Origin of the sequence: Ferrovibrio xuzhouensis (assembly GCF_042648965.1) — a bacterium.
GTDB lineage: Bacteria > Pseudomonadota > Alphaproteobacteria > Ferrovibrionales > Ferrovibrionaceae > Ferrovibrio > Ferrovibrio xuzhouensis.
This window is the reverse complement of sequence record NZ_JBHRYJ010000001.1, coordinates 1,567,603-1,584,884: the sequence shown is the minus strand read 5'-3', so window position 1 is coordinate 1,584,884 and position 17,282 is coordinate 1,567,603. Positions and strand designations below refer to the sequence as shown.

Here is a 17,282-nt window from a genome sequence, read left to right as displayed (position 1 = left end):
ACGCCAGAGCCGCATCAGGCCGCCATGTGGCAGATCAAGGCGCCGCATAAAGACAACATAAAGACTGCCGCGGGATTCTGCGGCAATCCTGCGGTTCGGGATGTCGGAAAATGGCGTCCCCGGAGAGATTCGAACTCCCGACCCGCTGCTTAGGACGCAGCCGCTCTATCCAGCTGAGCTACGGAGACGTGGGGGGAAACTAGCGCCGCCGCTCTGCCGCTGCAACTGCTGGCGCAACCGCCTGTTGATCGGCGCCGCCAGAGCCTCGCGCGATTGGACGGTGCATCCGCCGCGCATGACTCCGGGTGGCCGGCAGTCTAGGATTTCGCCATGGGCACGGGGGATTTCTGGTATTTCGCCGGGGCAAGCCTGGCGCGGGCGGCGGCGGTGGCGCTGCTGCTTGTGGTGCTACTGGCGCTGCGCGGCCGGCTCGGGCCGGATGCGAAGTTCGGACCGATCATCTGGGGCGTGCTGGCGGTGCTGGCGGCGGCGCTGGCCGAGGCGGCCACGATCCTGCTGCCGCTGCCCGGCTGGGTGTTCTGGCTCGGCGCGCTGCTGTTTGCCGCCGGCCTGGTCCTGGTCGCCGCCGGCATGCTGCACTGGGCCGGCTGGGTCGTGCAGCTCAAGGCAAAATCGGCCGAGCGCGACGCCCTGCTCGACGAAAGCCGCCGGCTCGCCGCCCTGCTGGCCGAGAGCCACCGCATCGCCCATCTCGGTTTCCTGGTCGCCGACCGCGACCTGCAGCGCATCCGCTGGCACGGTGTCGGCCTGCCGCAGATCAATTCCGGCCTGGCCGACAGCAGTATCGCCACGGTGCTGCGCGACATGGTCCGTCCGCAGGATCACCCCCTGCTTGAACAGGCGCTGCATCGGCTGCAGCGCGACGGCCAGTCGGCCTTCGACCTGCCGCTGCGCGGCCAGGACGGCAGTTACCGCTGGTATCAGATCGCCGCCCATCTCGATGCCAAGCAGCCGGCCGGCTCCGACAGTGCCGTGTTCGCCGTGCTGCAGGATATCGATGCCACCAAGCGCAGCCAGCTCGCCCATGCCGAGGCGCTGCGCGCCGCCGAGGCGGCATCCGGCGCCAAGACCACCTTCCTGGCCACCATGAGCCACGAACTGCGCACGCCGCTCAACGCCATCCTCGGCTTTTCCGAAATCATCATGCGCCAGATGGCCGGCAACGCGCCGCCGCGCTATGTCGATTACGCGCAGCAGATCCACAAGGCCGGCGGCGACCTGCTCGAGATCATCGACCGCGTGCTCGAAGTGGTGCGCATCGACAGCGGCCGCCGCGTGCTCGCCCCGGAGCTGCTGTCGCCGCAGCAGGAGATCGAGCATATCCTGTCCGCCTTCACTGCCGCGGCCGGGCAGCAGGGCATCGCGCTCGGGCTCGTCTGCGATGCCGAACTCGGGCCGAAGCGCCTTGATGTGGCGATCCTGCGCGACGTGCTGGCCCAGGTGATCGGCAATGCCATCAAGTTCAATCTTGCTTGTCCGGTTTAGACATACGGCCCTACATGTTGCGGTCATTTTCAAGCCGCGTTCTCAGCCGGTTTCGGCGTCAATTCCCGAATGCGCGTGTCTATAATCCACACCAAGTCCTCGCCCATGCCGACACTCGGACGTGGCAGCAGGCTCAGCACGACAACGAGATTGTCGTAGGCATCGGCTTTCGGCTTGAGGCGGTCGATTGTTGCCCTCATGCCAATAATCTCTTGCTTGCAGCGGTTCATCATTTCGATAGCTTCTTGGTTGCTGATCTCAGGCGGCATTGCGGTTCTCCTAGTTGTTGAGTTTCAGGCCGAAAATCTCGCGCATTTCAGGCGGTAGCCGCTTCGCGGCGGCCTGCCCGGACGGGCTGCGCGCCCATTCGTCGCTTTCTTCCTTCGTGGCGTCGAACTCGCCGTTGGCGACGCGCGCGGCGAACTTGGTGAAGCCTGCGGCAGTCAGTTCCAAATAGAGTTGGGTGACCGGGCAGACATAGGTGTCCGCGTAATCGTCGAATTCGCCCGTCTCGGCGCGTTTCGCGAAGCCCTCATATTTCGCCGCATTGTCCGGCGAGGCTATCGCGGCAACCTTTCGAAACTCGGCGGCCAACTTATCGCGCGTCCTCAACATCTAGTATGCCTCAGCGTTTGTGTGTGTTAACCGGACAAGCATGAGTTCAATCATGCCGGCGGCCGCGTCGACATCCGCGCCCGCAGCCTCGGCCCCGGCCTGCGCATCGCGGTCAGCGATACCGGCATCGGCATCCAGCCCGATCATTTGGGCCGCGTCTTCGACCTGTTCTGGCAGTCGGAAGGCAGCCTGTCGCGCCAGCATGGCGGCACCGGGCTCGGGCTCGCCATCGCGCGCCGGCTCTGCGCGCTGCACCATGGCGGCATCACAGTGGATTCGACGCCCAACCTCGGTACCACGGTGACCATCGACCTGCGGCCGGAGCCGGCACGGCAGGTCCCCGCCGCCGAAGTGGCGGCGGAGTAATGGCGTGCCGGCGGCTTACAGGTTGCTCATGCCGCCATCGATGACGAGTTCGCTGCCCACCGTGTAGGCGCTTTCGTCAGAGGCAAAGAACACCACGGCCTTGGCGATCTCGGACGGCTGGCCGAAGCGGCCGGCCGGAATCTGGTCCTGGATCTGGCCGGCCAGCGCCTTGGTATCGGCCTCCGACAGGCCGAGCTTGCCGTAGATCGGCGTTGTCACCGGGCCATGGTCGTCTCTCCATCTGCAGAGGGACGCCAGCCGCCCCCCGGTGTATGCGCAGGATCATGACCCGGACCGGGCAGGATGATTAGCCCGCTTGTTGCGGAAGCATTGTCCCGGTGAGCGGGACAATGGCGTGACGGCGGCTACCACCCGGCTTTCAGCGTCATCAGGGCGGCGCTGCATATCTGCACAGCCATCAACAGATTGATTCACAGATGTTTTCCGGCCGTGCAGAGGAGTTAGGAAATAAAACTTGAAAAGAACAAATCAAGAATTATATCCAGCTATTCGACCCTTCCGGAAAGGAGCTTCGATGTGGCCGAGACATATCGCATGCGCACCGAACTGGGCCCGGATCGGCCAGCCGAACCCGACGATGTCTGGAGCCTCAAACAGACCCTCAACCTGAATGGCTATTACCCGATTCCGGATTATGGCCTGACCCCGTTTCCCGATCAGCCGCTGTTTGACGGAATCCGGCGGTATCAGCAGGACAATAGCCTGAATGTCGACGGCATCATGAAGCCCGGCGGCGAAACCGAGACGCATATGCTGGCCAATCTGGATGTACGGGCCCCGACCTTTCGCTGCATCAACTGTGGCGCCTGGCATGGCGGCGCCTATGGCCTGCTTTGCCCGGACTGCTGGAAGAAGCTTTATGGCTGATCTGTCTGCGGTGCCATTTGTCTGAGCTTTTGTCGCAGGCCGCGGCTGTGTTTCACATAGGCGGCGATCTCTGCCTCGGTATAGCCGAGCAGGCGGCCGATCTCGATATCGTCGGCTTCGGTGGCCTGGCGCTGGCCGCTGTAGATGGCTGCGTTGATCGCATGCAGCTGCTCAAGGCGCTGCATCTCGCCGGGCAGCACATAATAGACATAACGCATTGCCCGGCCGCCATCCCGGCCGGCATAGATTTCTTCGCGGCGGACCAGCCGCCCGGCAGTCACATGCGGTGCAAAATCGGCTTCCGGCAGATCGATGGATGCTGGCACCACGTCGTAGAACATGGCGGCCGGCTTGCGGCCAGCCAGCATCAGAGCGAGCTCACGGTCGTCGTGCGGGCCGACGAGGGCCGGTCGGTCTGTAGCGGCAGATGTCATCCGTGCAGCATAGCAGCCGGCGCTTATCCGCGCGCTTTCAGCTTCATCAGGGCGGCGAACGGGCTGTCGGCCATTTTCGCCTCGTCCTCGCGGCGCTTTTCCTGCTCGCGCTGGCGCTTGGCGACGATGGCCTTCTGCGACCGCACATAGACGGTGACCTTCTCAGCCGTCTCCGGGTCCTTCGCGTCGAGCGGCTTGTAGCCGAGCGCCCAGAGCAGGCGATGCAGCTCTTCCTGGCCGCAGCCGGCAAGGTTCATCCAGCCGGTGTCCGGCACGAAGCTGCCCGGCGGGCCCAAACGAGATTCATGGGGGCGCTTCTTCGGCTTCGGCGCTTCGGCGGGTGATGCAACGGGCGCTGCGGCGGCGGCTTCCGTGGCGAGCTGCGGCGGCGGCAGGATCACCGGCGCCTCGACGGGCTCGGCGATCACCTCGCCGACGGGCTCGGCCACGTCGGCGGCCGCGGCCAAGGCGGGATCGTCGACCGGCGGCGGCAGGGTTTCCGCGGCCGGTTCGGCCGGCTTGCTCTCGGGCTGCTTCGTCTCCTCGCGCCTGGGCTTCTGGCGTGCCGCCTGTTCGGCATTGCGGGCGCCCTCGGCGATGCGCTGCACCACGTCGAGGCGGAAGGCATGTTTGCCGGCGCGCAGGAAGCCGGCGGCGAGCCACCAGCGGTCATCGCGCCATTCCAGCACCGGCAGCGAGGTCAGGCCCGGCGTCGGCGGCGCTGCCGGCTCGCGGCCTTCATGCACCGCCCACAGCAGGGTTTTCAACTGCGTCGGTTTGGGCTTCAGCAGCTTGGGGATCAGGATATGCATCTCGCCGAACTGCACGCCCATCTTGCGCAGCGGATGCCGTTCGGCCTGGCCCATGCCGCGCACCAGGTCCGAGACATCGTCGCGCTTGAGCACGCCAAGCGCCTCGGACAGCTGGAAGGCGACGCCGCGGGCGGCGAATTTCAGCTCGGCCTGCTTCAGCCGGTAGAGTTCCGACAGATGCTGGTGCAGATAGCGGCGCAGCCAGTCGCCGAGCTTGTCTTCCAGCGCCTTGCGGCTCTCGGCGGGCAGCAGGTCGTCGGCCAGCAGCACGAGTTTCGGCTCCAGCACGTCGGGGCCCTTGGCGAGGATCGCCAGCGCCACGCTGTCCTTTTCCGGGCCGGTCAGCATCACGCCGCCCTCGGGCGATAGCGAGAAGGATGTGTCGGGCAGTTGCAGGATCGTCGCGGCGCGCTCCTGCAGGGCGGGGCCGAGCACGCGGATCGCCGCCTGGCGGATGATGCGGCGCTGGTCGGTACTGTCATGGCCGACCGGGCGGAAGCGCAGGCCGGTGACATGGCCGATGATCTCGCCGCCGACGGTCAGCGCGTCGTCCTCGCCAAGCTGCACGTCGAGCAGCGCCGGGTCCTCGGTCAGGCCGCGGGTCAGCACCGAGGTGCGGCGGTCGACGAAGCGCTGGGTCAGCCGCTCGTGCAGGGCATCGGACAGGCGGTCCTCGATGGCGCGGGTCCTGTCCTGCCAGCCGCGGGAATCGTCGAGCCACGAGCCCCCCCTGGAATCAGCCCGGTGCGCGATGTAAGTCCAGGTGCGGATGTGCGCCAGCCGCGTGGCCAAGGTGTCGATGTCGCCATCGGTCACATCGATGCGCTTGAGATGCCCGCCGACCCAGTCGGCCGGCAGCCGGCCGTTGCCGTCGCACAGATGTGTGTAGATCTGCGCCAGCAGGCGGCCGTGGCTGTCGTGCATCGCCTTGGCGAAATCGGGGATCTCGCAGACCTGCCACAGCAGCCTGACGCGGCCGGCATTGGTCGCGCGCTCCAGCACGGCGGCCTCCTGGCGCAGCACCTGCAGGCTCAAGCTGTCGTCGGCCTCGCGGCCGCGAATCAGGCTCTCGCGCGGCGGCGGCGCATCCAGGGTGGCGATCAGCGCGTCGATGCTGGAGAAATCCAGCTCCGGGTTGCGCCAGCGCGCCGCCTGCAACGGCTCGTAGCGGTGGTTCTCGACCCGCTCGATCAGGTCGGGGTCGAGCGGCGCACTGTCGCCGGTCGTGCCAAACGTGCCGTTGCGCAGGTGGCGGCCGGCGCGGCCGGCGATCTGGCCGATTTCGGCGGGCATCAGCGGCCGCATGCCGACGCCGTCGAACTTGCTGAGTTCGGCAAAGGCCAGATGCTCGATGTCGAGGTTGAGCCCCATGCCGATGGCATCGGTCGCCACCATCACGTCGACGTCACGGTTCTGGAACAGCTCGACCTGGGCGTTGCGGGCGCGCGGGCTCAGCGCACCCAGCACCACGGCGGCACCGCCGCGCTGGCGTCGCAGGGCTTCCGCGATGGCATAGACGTCATTGGCCGAGAAAGCGACGACGGCCGAGCGTTTCGGCAGGCGCGACAGCTTCTTCGCGCCGGCGTAAGTGAGCTGCGACAGGCGCGGCCGGGCAATGAATTCGGCACCCGGCACCAGACGGCGGATCAGGCCACGCGCGGTATCGGCACCGAGGAACATGGTTTCTTCCGCGCCGCGGGCGTGCAGCAGGCGGTCGGTGAAGACATGGCCGCGTTCGGCATCGGCGCAGAGCTGGATTTCGTCGACGGCGAGGAAGTCGTAATGGCGATCCAGCGGCATCGCCTCGACGGTGCAGACGAACCACTGGGCATGGCGCGGGATGATCTTCTCTTCGCCGGTGACCAGCGCGACATGGTTGCTGCCCTTGAGCGCCACCGCGCGGTCATAGACCTCGCGGGCCAGCAGCCTGAGCGGCAGGCCGATGATGCCGGTGCGATGGGCCAGCAGGCGTTCGACGGCGAGATGGGTCTTGCCGGTATTGGTCGGCCCCAGCACGCAGAGCACGCGGCCTTTCTGGGCGGTTTTCAGATCGGTCACGACTCAGCCTGCCTTGGTTTGAATAGTCTTGGTGATGCGCGCGGCGGTGCACAGCTCGGTGCCGACATGGGCCTCGACGGCGCAGAAGGCGGTGGTGCGGCCACGCTTCAGCAGGCGGCCGGTCATCACGACATCCTCGCCGGCGGCGACGGAGCGGATATGCTGCACATGAATGTCGACCGTCATGGCGGTCTCGCTTTCCTGCATGTGGCCCAGCATGGCGAGCAGTCCCGGCGGCTCCAGCAGGCCGTTCAGCACCCCGCCATGCACGTATTTGCCGAATACCAGCATGGCACCGGCAGCCGTGAAACCGACCTCCGCCCGCCCCGCCTCCAGCGCCAGCAGCCGCAGCCCCGCCCATTGGTGAAAGGCGGTCCCGGCAATCAGGCTTTCGGCAAGCGACACGGCCCAGGCCGGCAGGCCGGGGTCGATGCGGGCGACGGACATCGGGGGAGGGCTCCCGGTTTTTCGTTGCCGGCAGTATAGCCGCCGGAACGCCGCCGCCTCAATGACCGGCGTGTTTCAGCTATTTCTCGCCAGCGCTGCCGATTTCACCAGCAGATGCACGGGTTTCCCGGGGGTGAGCGCCAGCCGCTCGGCCGACAGCCGGGTGATGCGGGCGAGCAGGCGGTCGCCGCTGCAGTCGAGCCCGACCTCGCAGTATGTGCCGCCGGCCGGCACCACCGCGGTGACGATGCCCGGCAGGATGTTGAGCGCGCTGGTGGTCGCTTCCGCCGGCGGCGCCAGCATCAGGGTGATGTCGCGCGGCCGGATGCGCAGCCTGACGGCCGTACCCGGGGCCGCCGGCAGCCGCGGCAGGGCGATGCGGCCGGCCCGGGCGGCAAGCCAGGTCAGGCCATGGGCGTCGTCATGGCGCTCGACCGTGGCGGCGATCACCGCACCGGCCTCGTGGCCTTCCTCGTCGGCGGGCAAGAGGCCCGGCGTGGCGGCGAGATCCGCCAGCGGCCCGGCGGCGCGCACGGCGCCGTTTTCCAGCAGCACCAGATGATCGGCCAGCCGCAGCACTTCGGGCAGGGCATGGCTGACATAGACCACCGGCAGGCGCAACTGCGACCGCAGGCCTTCGAGATAGGGCAGGATCTCCTCTTTCCGCGCGGCATCCAGCGCGGCGAGCGGCTCGTCCATCAGCAGCAGCTGTGGCCGCGCCAGCAAAGCCCGGCCGATGGCGATGCGCTGCTTCTCGCCGCCCGACAGGCCTCCGGTGCGCCGGCCGAGCAGCCCGTCGATCCCGAGCAGGGCCACCACCTCGTCGAAGGCAATGGCGTCGCTGCGGCCGCGCGCGAAGAAGCGGCCGTAGAGCAGGTTGCGCCGCACGTCGAGATGCGGAAACAGCCGGCCCTCCTGGAAGACATAGCCGATGCGACGCCGGTGCGGCGGCACGAAAAGGCCGGCCGCGGTGTCGACCAGCAGGCGGCCGTCGATGGCGATGCGGCCGCCGGCATTCGGTCGGGCCAGGCCGGCGATCAGGTTGACCAGCGTGGTCTTGCCGGCGCCCGAGCGGCCAAACAGCGCGGTGATGCCGTCGCCGCAGGTGAAAGTCGCATCCAGCGTGAAATCGCCCTGGCGGTGGCGCAGTTCGATTTCGAGGCTCATCCACGCACCTGCTTCGCGACGCGCCGCGCGAGGATTTCCGAGACGATCAGGGCGCTGGCGGCAATCGCCACCGCGATCAGGGTCAGCCGCAGGGCCTGGGCATCGCCGCCGGGCACCTGGGTGAAGACATAGATCGCGGTCGGCAAGGTCTGGGTCTCGCCCGGGATGTTGGAGACGAAAGTGATCGTCGCGCCGAACTCGCCGAAGGCGCGCGCGAAGCTGAGCACCATGCCGGCGAGGATGCCGGGCAGCATCAGCGGCAGGGTGACGGTCAGGAACACCATCAGCGGCGCGGCGCCGAGCGTGCCGGCGGCTTTCTCAAGCCGCGTGTCGATGCCCTCGATCGACAGCCGGATGGCGCGCACCAGCAAAGGAAAGCCCATCACCGCGCAGGCCAGCGCCGCACCGGTCCAGCGAAAGGCCAGCACAATGCCGAGATGGTCGCCGAGCCAGGCACCGAGCAGGCCCTTGCGGCCGAACAGCAGCAGCAGGGCATAGCCGGTCACCACGGGGGGCAGGATCAGCGGCAGATGCACCAGCGCGTCGACCAGCGCCTTGCCGGGGAAATCGCGCCGCGCCAGCAGCCACGCGACGCCGATGCCGAACGGCAGGCTGCCGGCCATGGCGACGCATGCCACCTTCAGGCTCAGCAGGATCGCGGTGGTCTCTTCCGGGGTGAGGGTGAACATGGCTGTTTCAGTATCCCATTGCGTCATGGCCGGGCTTGACCCGGCCATCCACGGAACCACGGCTTGCAGCTGCCCGGCAACCTACCGATGACAGGTCGTGGATGCCCGGGTCAAGCCCGGGCATGACGGCAAGAGTTATCGCTGCCCTCAGTTGGTCTTTGGTGCGGCCGGCAGCACGGTGAAGCCGTTGCGAGCGAAGATCGCCGCCGCGGCCGGGCCGTGCAGGTAATCGAGGTAGGCCGCCGCCGCCGGGTTGGTCGACGCGGCCAGCACGGCGGCCGGATAGAGGATCGGCGGATGGCTGCCGGCCGGGAAGCGGGCAACCACGCGCACCTTCGGCTCGGCCGCCGCATCGGTGGCATAGACGATGCCGAAGGGCGCCTCGCCGCGGGCGACCAGTGCCAGGGCTGCGCGCACATTCTCGGCCTGGGCAATGCGGCCCGAGACGCCGTCCCACAGCTTCAGGTGCTCCAGTGCTGCCTTGCCGTATTTGCCGGCCGGCACGGCACGGGTATCGGCCATGGCGAGCCGGGCGTCCTTGCCCAGCAGGGCCGGCAGATCGGCGATCCTGGCGCTGGCCGGGCCGCCATCCTGCGGCGCCACCAGCACGATGGCATTGCCGAGCAGGGTGCCACGCGTCGCCGTCTTCACCAGATCCTCCTTCTGCAGGTAATCCATCCAGTCGAGATCGGCCGAGATGAACAGATCCGCCGGCGCCCCGGCCTCGATCTGCCTGGCCAGCGCCGAGGAACCCGCGAACGAGGTCTTCACGCCGGCCGCCTTGCCCCGGGCGGTCCCGGCCCAGCCGGCATCGACCTCGGCCAGCGCGTTTTTCAGGCTGGCGGCGGCGAAAACGAGAAGATCGGCGGCATGCGCTGCCGGCGCGGCAACGAACAGGGCGGCGGCAAGGGCGAACACAGCAAGGGACGAGGCAGGGCGGCGCATGGCATCTCTCCGTTATATCCAAAGGACTATAACGACAGGCCGGCGCGGGCTGCAACCGTTATGTCCGAACGGCTATTTCGCGCGTTTCTTCTGCAGGGCGGCGATTTCGGCGGCGCAGGCCTTCACGGTGGCGGCCTCCATGCGGCGGAAGCGCGCCAGCACCTCGACCCCCAGCGGGGTCAGCGCCGCGCCGCCGCCCTTCGCCCCGCCGGTCGCCGCCGCGACCAGCGGCTGACGGAAAAACCCGTTCAGTGTCTCGACCAGCATCCAGGCGCGCTTGTAGCTCATGCCCATGCGCCGCCCGGCCGCAGCGATCGAGCCGGTCTCGGCAATCCCCTCCAGCAGATCGGCCTTGCCCGGCCCGAGCATGACGTCCTCGGCCAGATAGACGCGCAATCGCGTGCGCGGATAGGTGGCGGACTTAGGTTTCGCAGCGGCTCTGGGCATGGATGGACTAGACCACAGCCCCGGCCAGGCAGCCAGTGCCGACCGGCTTTCGCCTTGTCAGGCCGAAATCCGCAGCGGCTGATCCTCCGGTGCCGCGCTGCTCGTGGCGTCCGCCGGCAGCACCAGAATTGCCTGGGTGCCGCGGCCGGGCTGCGAATGCAGGCGCAGCTCGCCGCCATGCAGACGGGCAAAGGCGCGAGCCAGCGGCAGGCCGAGTCCGGTGCCGCGGCCGGAGCGGGCTGTCTGGCTGTCACGGCTGACATAAGGCACCAGTGCCTCGCGGGCTTCGGCGGCACTCATACCCGGGCCGGTATCGGTCACCGCCAGGGTCATGTCGCCACTGATGATGTCGCGGTCACAATCGACCGTCACCCGGCCGCCCGGCGGCGTGAAGGCGATGGCATTGGCCAGCAGGTTGACCAGTGCCTGGGTCATCACGCGGGCATCGGCCTGCAGCGGATTCTGCCAGCATTCGGCGGCACGGTTGGCGATCACCAGCGTCACGCCGCAGCGTTCGGCCTGCACGGCAGTCATGCGCCGGGCCGATTCGACGATGGCGCCCGGCGTAGTCGTCTGGCGCTCCACCACCCAGCGGCCGGATTCAATCTTCGACAGATCCAGGATGTTGTCGATCACCGACAGCAGATGCCGGGCGCTGTGCAGGATATCGCCGGCATAGTCCTTGTAGCGGGGCAACAGCGGACCGAATATTTCGCTGTTCATCATCTCCGAAAAGCCGATCACCGCGTTCAGCGGCGTGCGCAGTTCATGGCTCATATGAGTGAAGAAGTTGGCACGGCCGCGCAGGGTGCGCCGGGTCACGCGGTGACTGCGCTCCAGCGCCAGCATGGCGAAAATCTGCTGCTTCTGCCAGTGCAGCAGCACGCGGGTCGCGAAGGCCAGCAACAGGCCGGTGAACAGGAGGATAGCGCCTGCAATCTCGATGCGGAAACGCGGCGAGTAGAAATAGTCATTTGCTGAAGCCGCCACCAGCCGGGCCGAACGGCCGTCAGGCGTAAAAGCGTAAGCGACAGTCCAGTGCCGCCTGCCGGGCGTGCTGAGATCGGCAACACCGCGGCCGTCGACGGCCATGTCATTCCGGTGGATATAGTCGGAGAAAGCCTCCAGCAGATCGCGATCGCTGGCGTCGAATGTCGAATTGCGTTGCCAGGAGTTGGCCATATCCGCCGGATAAAGATACGTCCGGATCATCGAGCCGTTGGTGTCCAGCAGTTGACGGATCGTCTTGTCGGCATGCGGCTTCTGCCGGATATCTCGCAGTACATTGTTTACTGACGCATCCGCCTCGGGTTGCTGTTCCAGCACCTGCAGCAGGGCCCAGCTCGACAGGGCCACCAGCGATTCCTTGCGTTGCAGGCGCAGATCGCTGATCAGCCAGACGGCGCCGGCCAGCATCAGCATCAATGCGAAACCGCCGCTGACCAGCAGCACGACCGCGCGTTGCCGGTAAGTCGACCGGTAGATATCCTGGCGCCGGTGCCGCCTGTTGCGCCGCGACAGGCTTTCGGCCTCGCCAGGCATGGTGCTGTCGGTCATGGGGAAGCTGTTCGGCGAATCACTCGGCGACGCGCAGCCTCGGCCGGCGTTCGATGCGGAAGAAGCCGACCAGCTCGGACAGCTGGCCGGCCTGGTCGGCCAGCGACTGGGCGGAAGCGGAGGTCTCTTCCACCAGCGCGCCGTTGCGCTGGGTCATCTCGTCCATCTGGCCGACAGCAGTGTTGATCTGTTCGAGTCCGGTTGCCTGCTCCCGGCTCGCCGCGGCGATCTCGGCGACGATCTCGGAGACCTTCTTGATCGCACCGACGATGCCGTCGAGCGAATTGCCGGTCTGGTTCACCAGGTCCGCGCCGGTCTTGACCTGGGTGTTGGATTCGGTGATCAGCGCCTTGATGTCCTTCGAGGCATTGGCACTGCGCTGCGCCAGCGCGCGGACTTCCTGGGCGACCACGGCAAAGCCCTTGCCCGCCTCGCCGGCGCGCGCGGCTTCGACGCTGGCGTTCAGCGCCAGCAGATTGGTCTGGAAGGCGATCTCGTCGATCAGCGACACGATGTCGGAAATCCGCCGGGCGCTGTCCTCGATGCGGCTGACCGCGACGACGGCATCGCGAACCACGCTGCCGCCGGTTTCGGCGCTCTGGCGCGCGCTGCCGGCGAGCTGGTTGGCGGCGGCGGCATTCTCGGCATTCTGTTTTACCGTGGTGGTGATCTCGTGCATCGAGGCCGCCGTCTCCTCGACGCTGGCTGCCTGGCTTTCGGTCCGCTGCGCCAGATCCTGGCTGCCGGTGGAAATCTCCGCCGCCGCCGCCCGCACCGTGGCAGCGCTCTGCTGCAACTGCAGGGCGAAGCTGCGCAGTTTGCCAGCCATGGCGTTGACGCTGTCCTTGAGCGTGCCGAACACGCCGCGATAACTGCCTTCAACCGAACGGGTGAGATCACCCTCGGCCATGCCGGCGGTTACCGCGGCCATCTCACCGGTAATCTGCTGCAGCATGCCGGTCAGGCCGTTCAGCCGCTGGCTCAGGGTCAGCAGGAAGCCCTCCTTGCCGGCTTCGTCGAGCCGCCGGTCGAGATCGCCGTCGGCGACGCGGTTGCACAGGTCGGAGATTTCCTCGATGGCACGGCGTTCGCGTGCCTCGCGTTCGGCGCGCTGTTCCTCGGCCGTGCGGCGCTGTGCGGCGATTTCGGTTTCGGCTTGCTCGCGGGCGATCATGCTGTCCTTGAACACCTGTACCGCACCGGCCATGGCACCGATTTCGTCGCCGCGACCGGCGCCGGGAATGGCGGTGGCGAGATCGGTGCCGGCCAGCCGGGTCATCGCTGCGGTCAGCGCGCGGATCAGGCGGATGTCGCCGAAGATGGTCAGCAGGGCGCCGGCCAGGGCCACGGCCAGGGTCAGCGCGAATATCGCAATAATCCAGATATAGCTCGACGATACGGTGCGGTCGGCGTCGGCGGCGATCTGGCGGGCCTGGCGGTCCTGCAGGCCGGTGGCGGCTGTGATGGCCTCACGGAAATGCACGGCAGCGGCATTGAAATCGCCGGTGATCAGGCCGGCGGCCCCGGTATGGTCGCCGGCCTGTTCCAGCTCTTCCAGCCGTCGTTCGGTGGCGCCGAAATCGCCCCAGGCGGATTTCAGCGCGGCGGCCCGTTCAGCCTCCTCGCCTGGCGAGATCGACGGCGTATAGGCCGTCCACAGCCTGTCCATATCGTGCCGGATCGCGGCCTCTTCGGTCTGCAGCCGCTGGCGTGCATCGGCCGGCAGGTCCAGTTGGCCGGTGACATCGAGCCGGGCCAGCCGCTCGAAATCGCTCGAGAAGCCGCCGAACTGCATCAGCGTCGCGGCATTATCCTGCAGCCCCAGCGTCGCGCTGCCCAGATCGCGCAGCCGCAGCAGCATGACGCTGCCCATGACGGCGACACACAGCACAATCAACGAGAAGATGGCGATGATCCGGATACGCATGGAGAGCTTGGCGTGCATGGCAGTCCCGTGGGTGTGGCCGGCAGACACGGCTGCCGTGAAGGAAGGAGGAAGCGGGAAGGGAACAAATGTCTGACTAGAAGCCGGGCTGGAGCAGACCGGCAGCGGCAGGTGGACTCGCAGAAGTAGTGAGTGGATGGGAGGCCGATACGATCACTGCTGACGGACACATTATTGCTAGCCACTTTCGCGTGAAAGGCTGCGGATAAACTGTCAGGCCATAATATGGCGGTAATCAGTCAAAAATTATTAAATCTTCTTAATGTTCGGCCAAGAAGATCGGAAGCCCGGGCAGTTGTGATGATTCGCACACCACTAATAGTAGTCAGCACATCAACGGCTGACACCATTTGCCCAAGGCGTCTGGCCTGGAGAAATACTCGCAAAACGAGTCATACTTATGTATCACTGGCAGTTCAGGTATAAAAATAAGATCACCGTCCTAGCCACCACAGCCTCCGGGTCATCCGACGGAGATATCGGTGTCTTGCCATAAGGTCATCTGGGACTGGAGAGCGGGGACGTGGAGACGGGCATCTGCCGGCCGTGAATCGCCCGGGGCCCGCATTTGACAGTATAATGCGGTCCGGCATACTGGCATTGCACCGCAGCATAGCCAGTCGCCTGCGGATTTGGGTGGAACAGAAACAATGACCGAGAAGCCTGCCGACCTGTCTTTCCCCGAAGCCAAGTTTCCTGAAAGCTGGGCGAAGCTCGCCCGCAAGGAGCTCGGCGACAAGCCGCTGGACGGCCTGGTGTGGGACAGCCCCGAAGGCATCGCCATCAAGCCGCTGTATACCGCCGCCGACCTGGAAGGGCTGGAGGGCCTGGATACCCTGCCCGGCTTCGCGCCGTTCACCCGCGGCGTGCGCGGCACCATGTATGCCAACCGGCCGTGGACGATCCGCCAGTATGCCGGCTTCTCGACCGCGGAAGACTCGAACGCCTTCTACCGCAAGAATCTCGCCGCCGGCCAGCAGGGCGTCTCGGTCGCTTTCGACCTCGCCACCCATCGCGGCTATGACAGCGACCATCCCCGCGTGGTCGGCGATGTCGGCAAGGCCGGCGTCGCCATCGACAGCGTCGAGGACATGAAGATCCTGTTCGACGGCATCCCGCTCGACAAGATGAGCGTGTCGATGACCATGAACGGCGCCGTGCTGCCGGTGCTGGCCTGCTACATCGTCGCCGCCGAGGAACAGGGCGTTAAGCCGGAACAGCTTTCAGGCACCATTCAGAACGACATCCTGAAAGAGTTCATGGTGCGCAACACCTATATCTACCCGCCGGGCCCAAGCATGCGGATCATCGCCGACATCATCGGCTATACCGCCAGCCACATGCCGAAATTCAACTCGATCTCGATTTCCGGCTACCACATGCAGGAAGCCGGTGCGACCGCGGTGCAGGAGCTGGCGTTCACCTTGGCCGACGGCCTCGAATATGTGCGCACGGCCATTAACTCGGGCCTCGATGTCGATGCCTTCGCCGGCCGCTTGAGCTTCTTCTTCGCCATCGGCATGAATTTCTTCATGGAGATCGCCAAACTGCGCGCCGCCCGCCTGCTGTGGGCGCGCATCATGCAGCAGTTCAACCCGAAGAAGCCGGGTTCGTCGATGCTGCGCACCCATTGCCAGACCTCCGGCGTCTCGCTCACGGAACAGGACCCCTACAACAACGTGGTGCGCACCGCCATCGAGGCGATGGCTGCCGTGCTCGGCGGCACCCAGTCGCTGCATACCAACGCGCTTGATGAGGCCATCGCGCTGCCGACCGAATTTTCCGCCCGCATCGCGCGCAACACCCAGTTGATCATCGCCGAGGAGACCGAGGTCACCCGCGTGGTCGACCCGCTGGCCGGCTCCTATTACGTCGAGGCGCTGACCCATGCGCTGGTCACGCATGCCTGGGCACTGATCCAGGATGTCGAGGCGATGGGCGGCATGACCAAGGCGGTCGAAAGCGGCATGCCGAAGCTGAAGATCGAGGAGGCCGCCGCGCGGCGCCAGGCCCGCGTCGACAGGGGCGAGGATGTCATCGTCGGCGTCAACAAATACCGTACCACCAGCCAGGACGTGCCCGAGCTGCTGGAGGTCGACAACACCCGTGTGCGCGACCAGCAGGTCACCCGGCTCAAGACCATCCGCAACACGCGGGACAAGGCCGCGGCGGAAGCAGCGATCAGGGCGCTGGAAGAGGGTGCAGCCGGCAGCGCCAACCTGCTGGAGCTCTGCGTCAACGCGGCGCGCGCGCGCGTCACGGTCGGCGAGATGTCCTCGGCGATGGAAAAGGTGTTCACCCGGCACCAGGCCACCATCCGCTCGATCGCCGGCGTCTACGGCGCGGCCTATGCGAATGACGAGGGCTTCATGAAGATCCAGCAGGACATCGAGGCCTTCGCCGCCGAAGAGGGCCGCCGGCCGCGCATGCTGGTGGTCAAGCTCGGCCAGGACGGCCATGACCGCGGCGCCAAGGTGATCGCCACCGCCTTTGCCGATCTCGGCTTCGATGTCGATGTCGGCCCGCTGTTCCAGACCCCCGAGGAAGCGGCAAAGGATGCCATCGACAACGACGTGCATGTGATCGGCGTGTCATCCCAGGCGGCCGGCCACAAGACGCTGGTCCCCCAGCTGATCGAGGCGTTGCGCAGGAACGGCGCCGGCGACATCCTGGTGATCACCGGCGGCGTCATCCCGTCGCAGGATTACGAATACTTACGCAAGGCCGGCGTCGCCGGCATCTATGGCCCCGGCACCAACATCCCGCAGGCGGCGGCCGAAATCCTGCAGCTGGTGCGCAACCAGCACGCGGCCCCTTCCGCCAAGGGGGCGGCCAAGGGCGCCGCGGAATAGCCGGCCGCCCGGGGTCATCATCCGCCGGATCATCATCCGGCCGTATTTTCCCGTCGTATATAAGCCGAAGCCACCCTGGAGGCCGATATGGCGCTGCCCTTCTTCGTCACCCCGCTCTATGCCGCATTGTGCGGCCTGCTGCTGATGGTTCTTTCGGCACGGGTGATCCTGCTGCGCCGTGCGCTGAAGGTCGGGCTGGGTGACGGCGACCAGCCGGTGCTGCGCCGCGCCATCCGGGTGCAGGCGAATTGCGCCGAATATGTGCCGCTGGCGCTGATCCTGCTGCTGCTGCTGGAAATTTCGCACCAGGTTCCGGTGGTGGCGCTGCATGTGCTCGGCCTGCTGCTGCTGGTCGGCCGCATCGCCCATGCCCTCGGCGTCTCGCGCAGCGGGGGCACCGGGCTGGGGCGCATCATCGGCATCGGCGGGACCTTCAGCATGATGATCGTCGCTGCCGTCTGGCTGCTGGTGATCGCGCTGGCCGCCCTGCGGGTCTAGGCAAAAGCCGGCTTGCCGCCAGCCGGCGGCGCGTCCAGACTGGTATCAAAGACCGG

Annotated in this window: 18 protein-coding genes and 1 tRNA gene; 5 read left to right on the top strand and 14 right to left on the bottom strand. The window is 66.7% G+C overall.

Annotated elements, in window-relative coordinates; genetic code table 11:
* Positions 1-111: 111 nt before the first annotated feature.
* Positions 112-188 (bottom strand) — tRNA-Arg (locus ACFOOQ_RS07815).
* Between the two features lie 142 nt (positions 189-330).
* Between ACFOOQ_RS07815 and ACFOOQ_RS07810 the strand changes: the two genes are divergently transcribed.
* Positions 331-1,506 (top strand): sensor histidine kinase, encoded by a 1,176-nt coding sequence (locus ACFOOQ_RS07810; protein ID WP_379724035.1) that lies wholly within the window; start codon positions 331-333, stop codon positions 1,504-1,506.
* A 29-nt stretch (positions 1,507-1,535) separates the two neighbouring features.
* Here the strand turns inward: ACFOOQ_RS07810 and ACFOOQ_RS07805 are convergent, their stop codons facing one another.
* The 3 genes from ACFOOQ_RS07805 to ACFOOQ_RS07795 are packed head-to-tail and all read right to left on the bottom strand — an operon-like array spanning position 1,536 to position 2,268.
* Positions 1,536-1,775, bottom strand: a complete 240-nt coding sequence (locus ACFOOQ_RS07805) for a hypothetical protein (protein WP_379724032.1) — start codon at positions 1,773-1,775, stop codon at positions 1,536-1,538.
* Positions 1,776-1,785: 10 nt separating this feature from the next.
* The gene (locus ACFOOQ_RS07800; protein ID WP_379724029.1) at positions 1,786-2,121 is read right to left on the bottom strand and encodes a hypothetical protein; all 336 of its coding nucleotides are present in this window, start codon (positions 2,119-2,121) and stop codon (positions 1,786-1,788) included.
* Positions 2,122-2,268, bottom strand: coding sequence for a hypothetical protein (locus ACFOOQ_RS07795; RefSeq protein ID WP_379724026.1), 147 nt, complete (start codon positions 2,266-2,268; stop codon positions 2,122-2,124).
* On the opposite strand from ACFOOQ_RS07795, the gene ACFOOQ_RS07790 reads away from it, so the two are divergent.
* The gene (locus ACFOOQ_RS07790; RefSeq protein ID WP_379725364.1) at positions 2,221-2,487 is read left to right on the top strand and encodes an ATP-binding protein; all 267 of its coding nucleotides are present in this window, start codon (positions 2,221-2,223) and stop codon (positions 2,485-2,487) included. The two genes, ACFOOQ_RS07795 and ACFOOQ_RS07790, sit on opposite strands and share 48 nt — an antisense overlap.
* Before the next feature lie 15 nt (positions 2,488-2,502).
* Here ACFOOQ_RS07790 and ACFOOQ_RS07785 read toward each other — a convergent pair whose 3' ends face one another.
* Positions 2,503-2,706 (bottom strand): SDR family oxidoreductase, encoded by a 204-nt coding sequence (locus ACFOOQ_RS07785; RefSeq protein WP_379724023.1) that lies wholly within the window; start codon positions 2,704-2,706, stop codon positions 2,503-2,505.
* 318 nt (positions 2,707-3,024) lie between these two features.
* Between ACFOOQ_RS07785 and ACFOOQ_RS07780 the strand changes: the two genes are divergently transcribed.
* Positions 3,025-3,375, top strand: coding sequence for a peptidoglycan-binding protein (locus tag ACFOOQ_RS07780; protein ID WP_379724020.1), 351 nt, complete (start codon positions 3,025-3,027; stop codon positions 3,373-3,375).
* Here the strand turns inward: ACFOOQ_RS07780 and ACFOOQ_RS07775 are convergent.
* From ACFOOQ_RS07775 to ACFOOQ_RS07735, 9 genes are all read right to left on the bottom strand, one after another.
* The gene (locus tag ACFOOQ_RS07775) at positions 3,366-3,809 is read right to left on the bottom strand and encodes a hypothetical protein (RefSeq protein WP_379724017.1); all 444 of its coding nucleotides are present in this window, start codon (positions 3,807-3,809) and stop codon (positions 3,366-3,368) included. The genes ACFOOQ_RS07780 and ACFOOQ_RS07775 overlap by 10 nt on opposite strands.
* A 23-nt stretch (positions 3,810-3,832) precedes the next feature.
* Positions 3,833-6,679 carry a helicase-related protein gene (locus ACFOOQ_RS07770; RefSeq protein ID WP_379724014.1) on the bottom strand — a complete coding sequence of 949 codons (2,847 nt, stop codon included), beginning with the start codon at positions 6,677-6,679 and terminating at the stop codon, positions 3,833-3,835.
* A gap of 3 nt (positions 6,680-6,682) precedes the next feature.
* Positions 6,683-7,126 (bottom strand): PaaI family thioesterase, encoded by a 444-nt coding sequence (locus ACFOOQ_RS07765; RefSeq protein ID WP_379724011.1) that lies wholly within the window; start codon positions 7,124-7,126, stop codon positions 6,683-6,685.
* 75 nt (positions 7,127-7,201) lie between these two features.
* Entirely contained in the window at positions 7,202-8,293 is a 1,092-nt protein-coding gene (gene modC / locus ACFOOQ_RS07760) for a molybdenum ABC transporter ATP-binding protein (RefSeq protein WP_379724008.1), read from the bottom strand.
* Positions 8,290-8,982, bottom strand: coding sequence for a molybdate ABC transporter permease subunit (gene modB / locus ACFOOQ_RS07755; protein ID WP_379724005.1), 693 nt, complete (start codon positions 8,980-8,982; stop codon positions 8,290-8,292). Before modB ends, modC begins: the two co-directional genes overlap by 4 nt.
* A gap of 147 nt (positions 8,983-9,129) precedes the next feature.
* Complete coding sequence (gene modA, locus ACFOOQ_RS07750) at positions 9,130-9,927, bottom strand: molybdate ABC transporter substrate-binding protein (protein WP_379724002.1); 798 nt, start codon at positions 9,925-9,927, stop codon at positions 9,130-9,132.
* Positions 9,928-9,999: 72 nt separating this feature from the next.
* Complete coding sequence (locus ACFOOQ_RS07745) at positions 10,000-10,374, bottom strand: winged helix-turn-helix domain-containing protein (protein ID WP_379723999.1); 375 nt, start codon at positions 10,372-10,374, stop codon at positions 10,000-10,002.
* A gap of 57 nt (positions 10,375-10,431) precedes the next feature.
* Complete coding sequence (locus ACFOOQ_RS07740; protein WP_379723996.1) at positions 10,432-11,931, bottom strand: sensor histidine kinase; 1,500 nt, start codon at positions 11,929-11,931, stop codon at positions 10,432-10,434.
* A 19-nt stretch (positions 11,932-11,950) separates the two neighbouring features.
* Entirely contained in the window at positions 11,951-13,876 is a 1,926-nt protein-coding gene (locus tag ACFOOQ_RS07735) for a HAMP domain-containing methyl-accepting chemotaxis protein (RefSeq protein ID WP_379723993.1), read from the bottom strand.
* 650 nt (positions 13,877-14,526) lie between these two features.
* Between ACFOOQ_RS07735 and scpA the strand changes: the two genes are divergently transcribed.
* Entirely contained in the window at positions 14,527-16,728 is a 2,202-nt protein-coding gene (scpA, locus tag ACFOOQ_RS07730) for a methylmalonyl-CoA mutase (protein ID WP_379723990.1), read from the top strand.
* A gap of 87 nt (positions 16,729-16,815) precedes the next feature.
* Positions 16,816-17,226: an MAPEG family protein gene (locus tag ACFOOQ_RS07725; protein ID WP_379723987.1), complete on the top strand. Its 411-nt coding sequence runs from the start codon at positions 16,816-16,818 to the stop codon at positions 17,224-17,226.
* Positions 17,227-17,282 lie beyond the last annotated feature (56 nt).

Excerpts from the sequence above, each read along its gene's own strand:
- ACFOOQ_RS07810 (WP_379724035.1), top strand. The coding sequence starts at position 331 with ATGGGCACGGGGGATTTCTGGTATTTCGCCGGGGCAAGCCTGGCGCGG.
- ACFOOQ_RS07805 (WP_379724032.1), bottom strand. The coding sequence starts at position 1,775 with ATGCCGCCTGAGATCAGCAACCAAGAAGCTATCGAAATGATGAACCGC.
- ACFOOQ_RS07800 (WP_379724029.1), bottom strand. The coding sequence starts at position 2,121 with ATGTTGAGGACGCGCGATAAGTTGGCCGCCGAGTTTCGAAAGGTTGCC.
- ACFOOQ_RS07795 (WP_379724026.1), bottom strand. The coding sequence starts at position 2,268 with ATGATCGGGCTGGATGCCGATGCCGGTATCGCTGACCGCGATGCGCAG.
- ACFOOQ_RS07775 (WP_379724017.1), bottom strand. The coding sequence starts at position 3,809 with ATGACATCTGCCGCTACAGACCGACCGGCCCTCGTCGGCCCGCACGAC.
- ACFOOQ_RS07765 (WP_379724011.1), bottom strand. The coding sequence starts at position 7,126 with ATGTCCGTCGCCCGCATCGACCCCGGCCTGCCGGCCTGGGCCGTGTCG.
- modC (WP_379724008.1), bottom strand. The coding sequence starts at position 8,293 with ATGAGCCTCGAAATCGAACTGCGCCACCGCCAGGGCGATTTCACGCTG.
- modB (WP_379724005.1), bottom strand. The coding sequence starts at position 8,982 with ATGTTCACCCTCACCCCGGAAGAGACCACCGCGATCCTGCTGAGCCTG.
- modA (WP_379724002.1), bottom strand. The coding sequence starts at position 9,927 with ATGCGCCGCCCTGCCTCGTCCCTTGCTGTGTTCGCCCTTGCCGCCGCC.
- ACFOOQ_RS07745 (WP_379723999.1), bottom strand. The coding sequence starts at position 10,374 with ATGCCCAGAGCCGCTGCGAAACCTAAGTCCGCCACCTATCCGCGCACG.
- ACFOOQ_RS07740 (WP_379723996.1), bottom strand. The coding sequence starts at position 11,931 with ATGACCGACAGCACCATGCCTGGCGAGGCCGAAAGCCTGTCGCGGCGC.
- ACFOOQ_RS07735 (WP_379723993.1), bottom strand. The coding sequence starts at position 13,876 with ATGCACGCCAAGCTCTCCATGCGTATCCGGATCATCGCCATCTTCTCG.
- scpA (WP_379723990.1), top strand. The coding sequence starts at position 14,527 with ATGACCGAGAAGCCTGCCGACCTGTCTTTCCCCGAAGCCAAGTTTCCT.
- ACFOOQ_RS07725 (WP_379723987.1), top strand. The coding sequence starts at position 16,816 with ATGGCGCTGCCCTTCTTCGTCACCCCGCTCTATGCCGCATTGTGCGGC.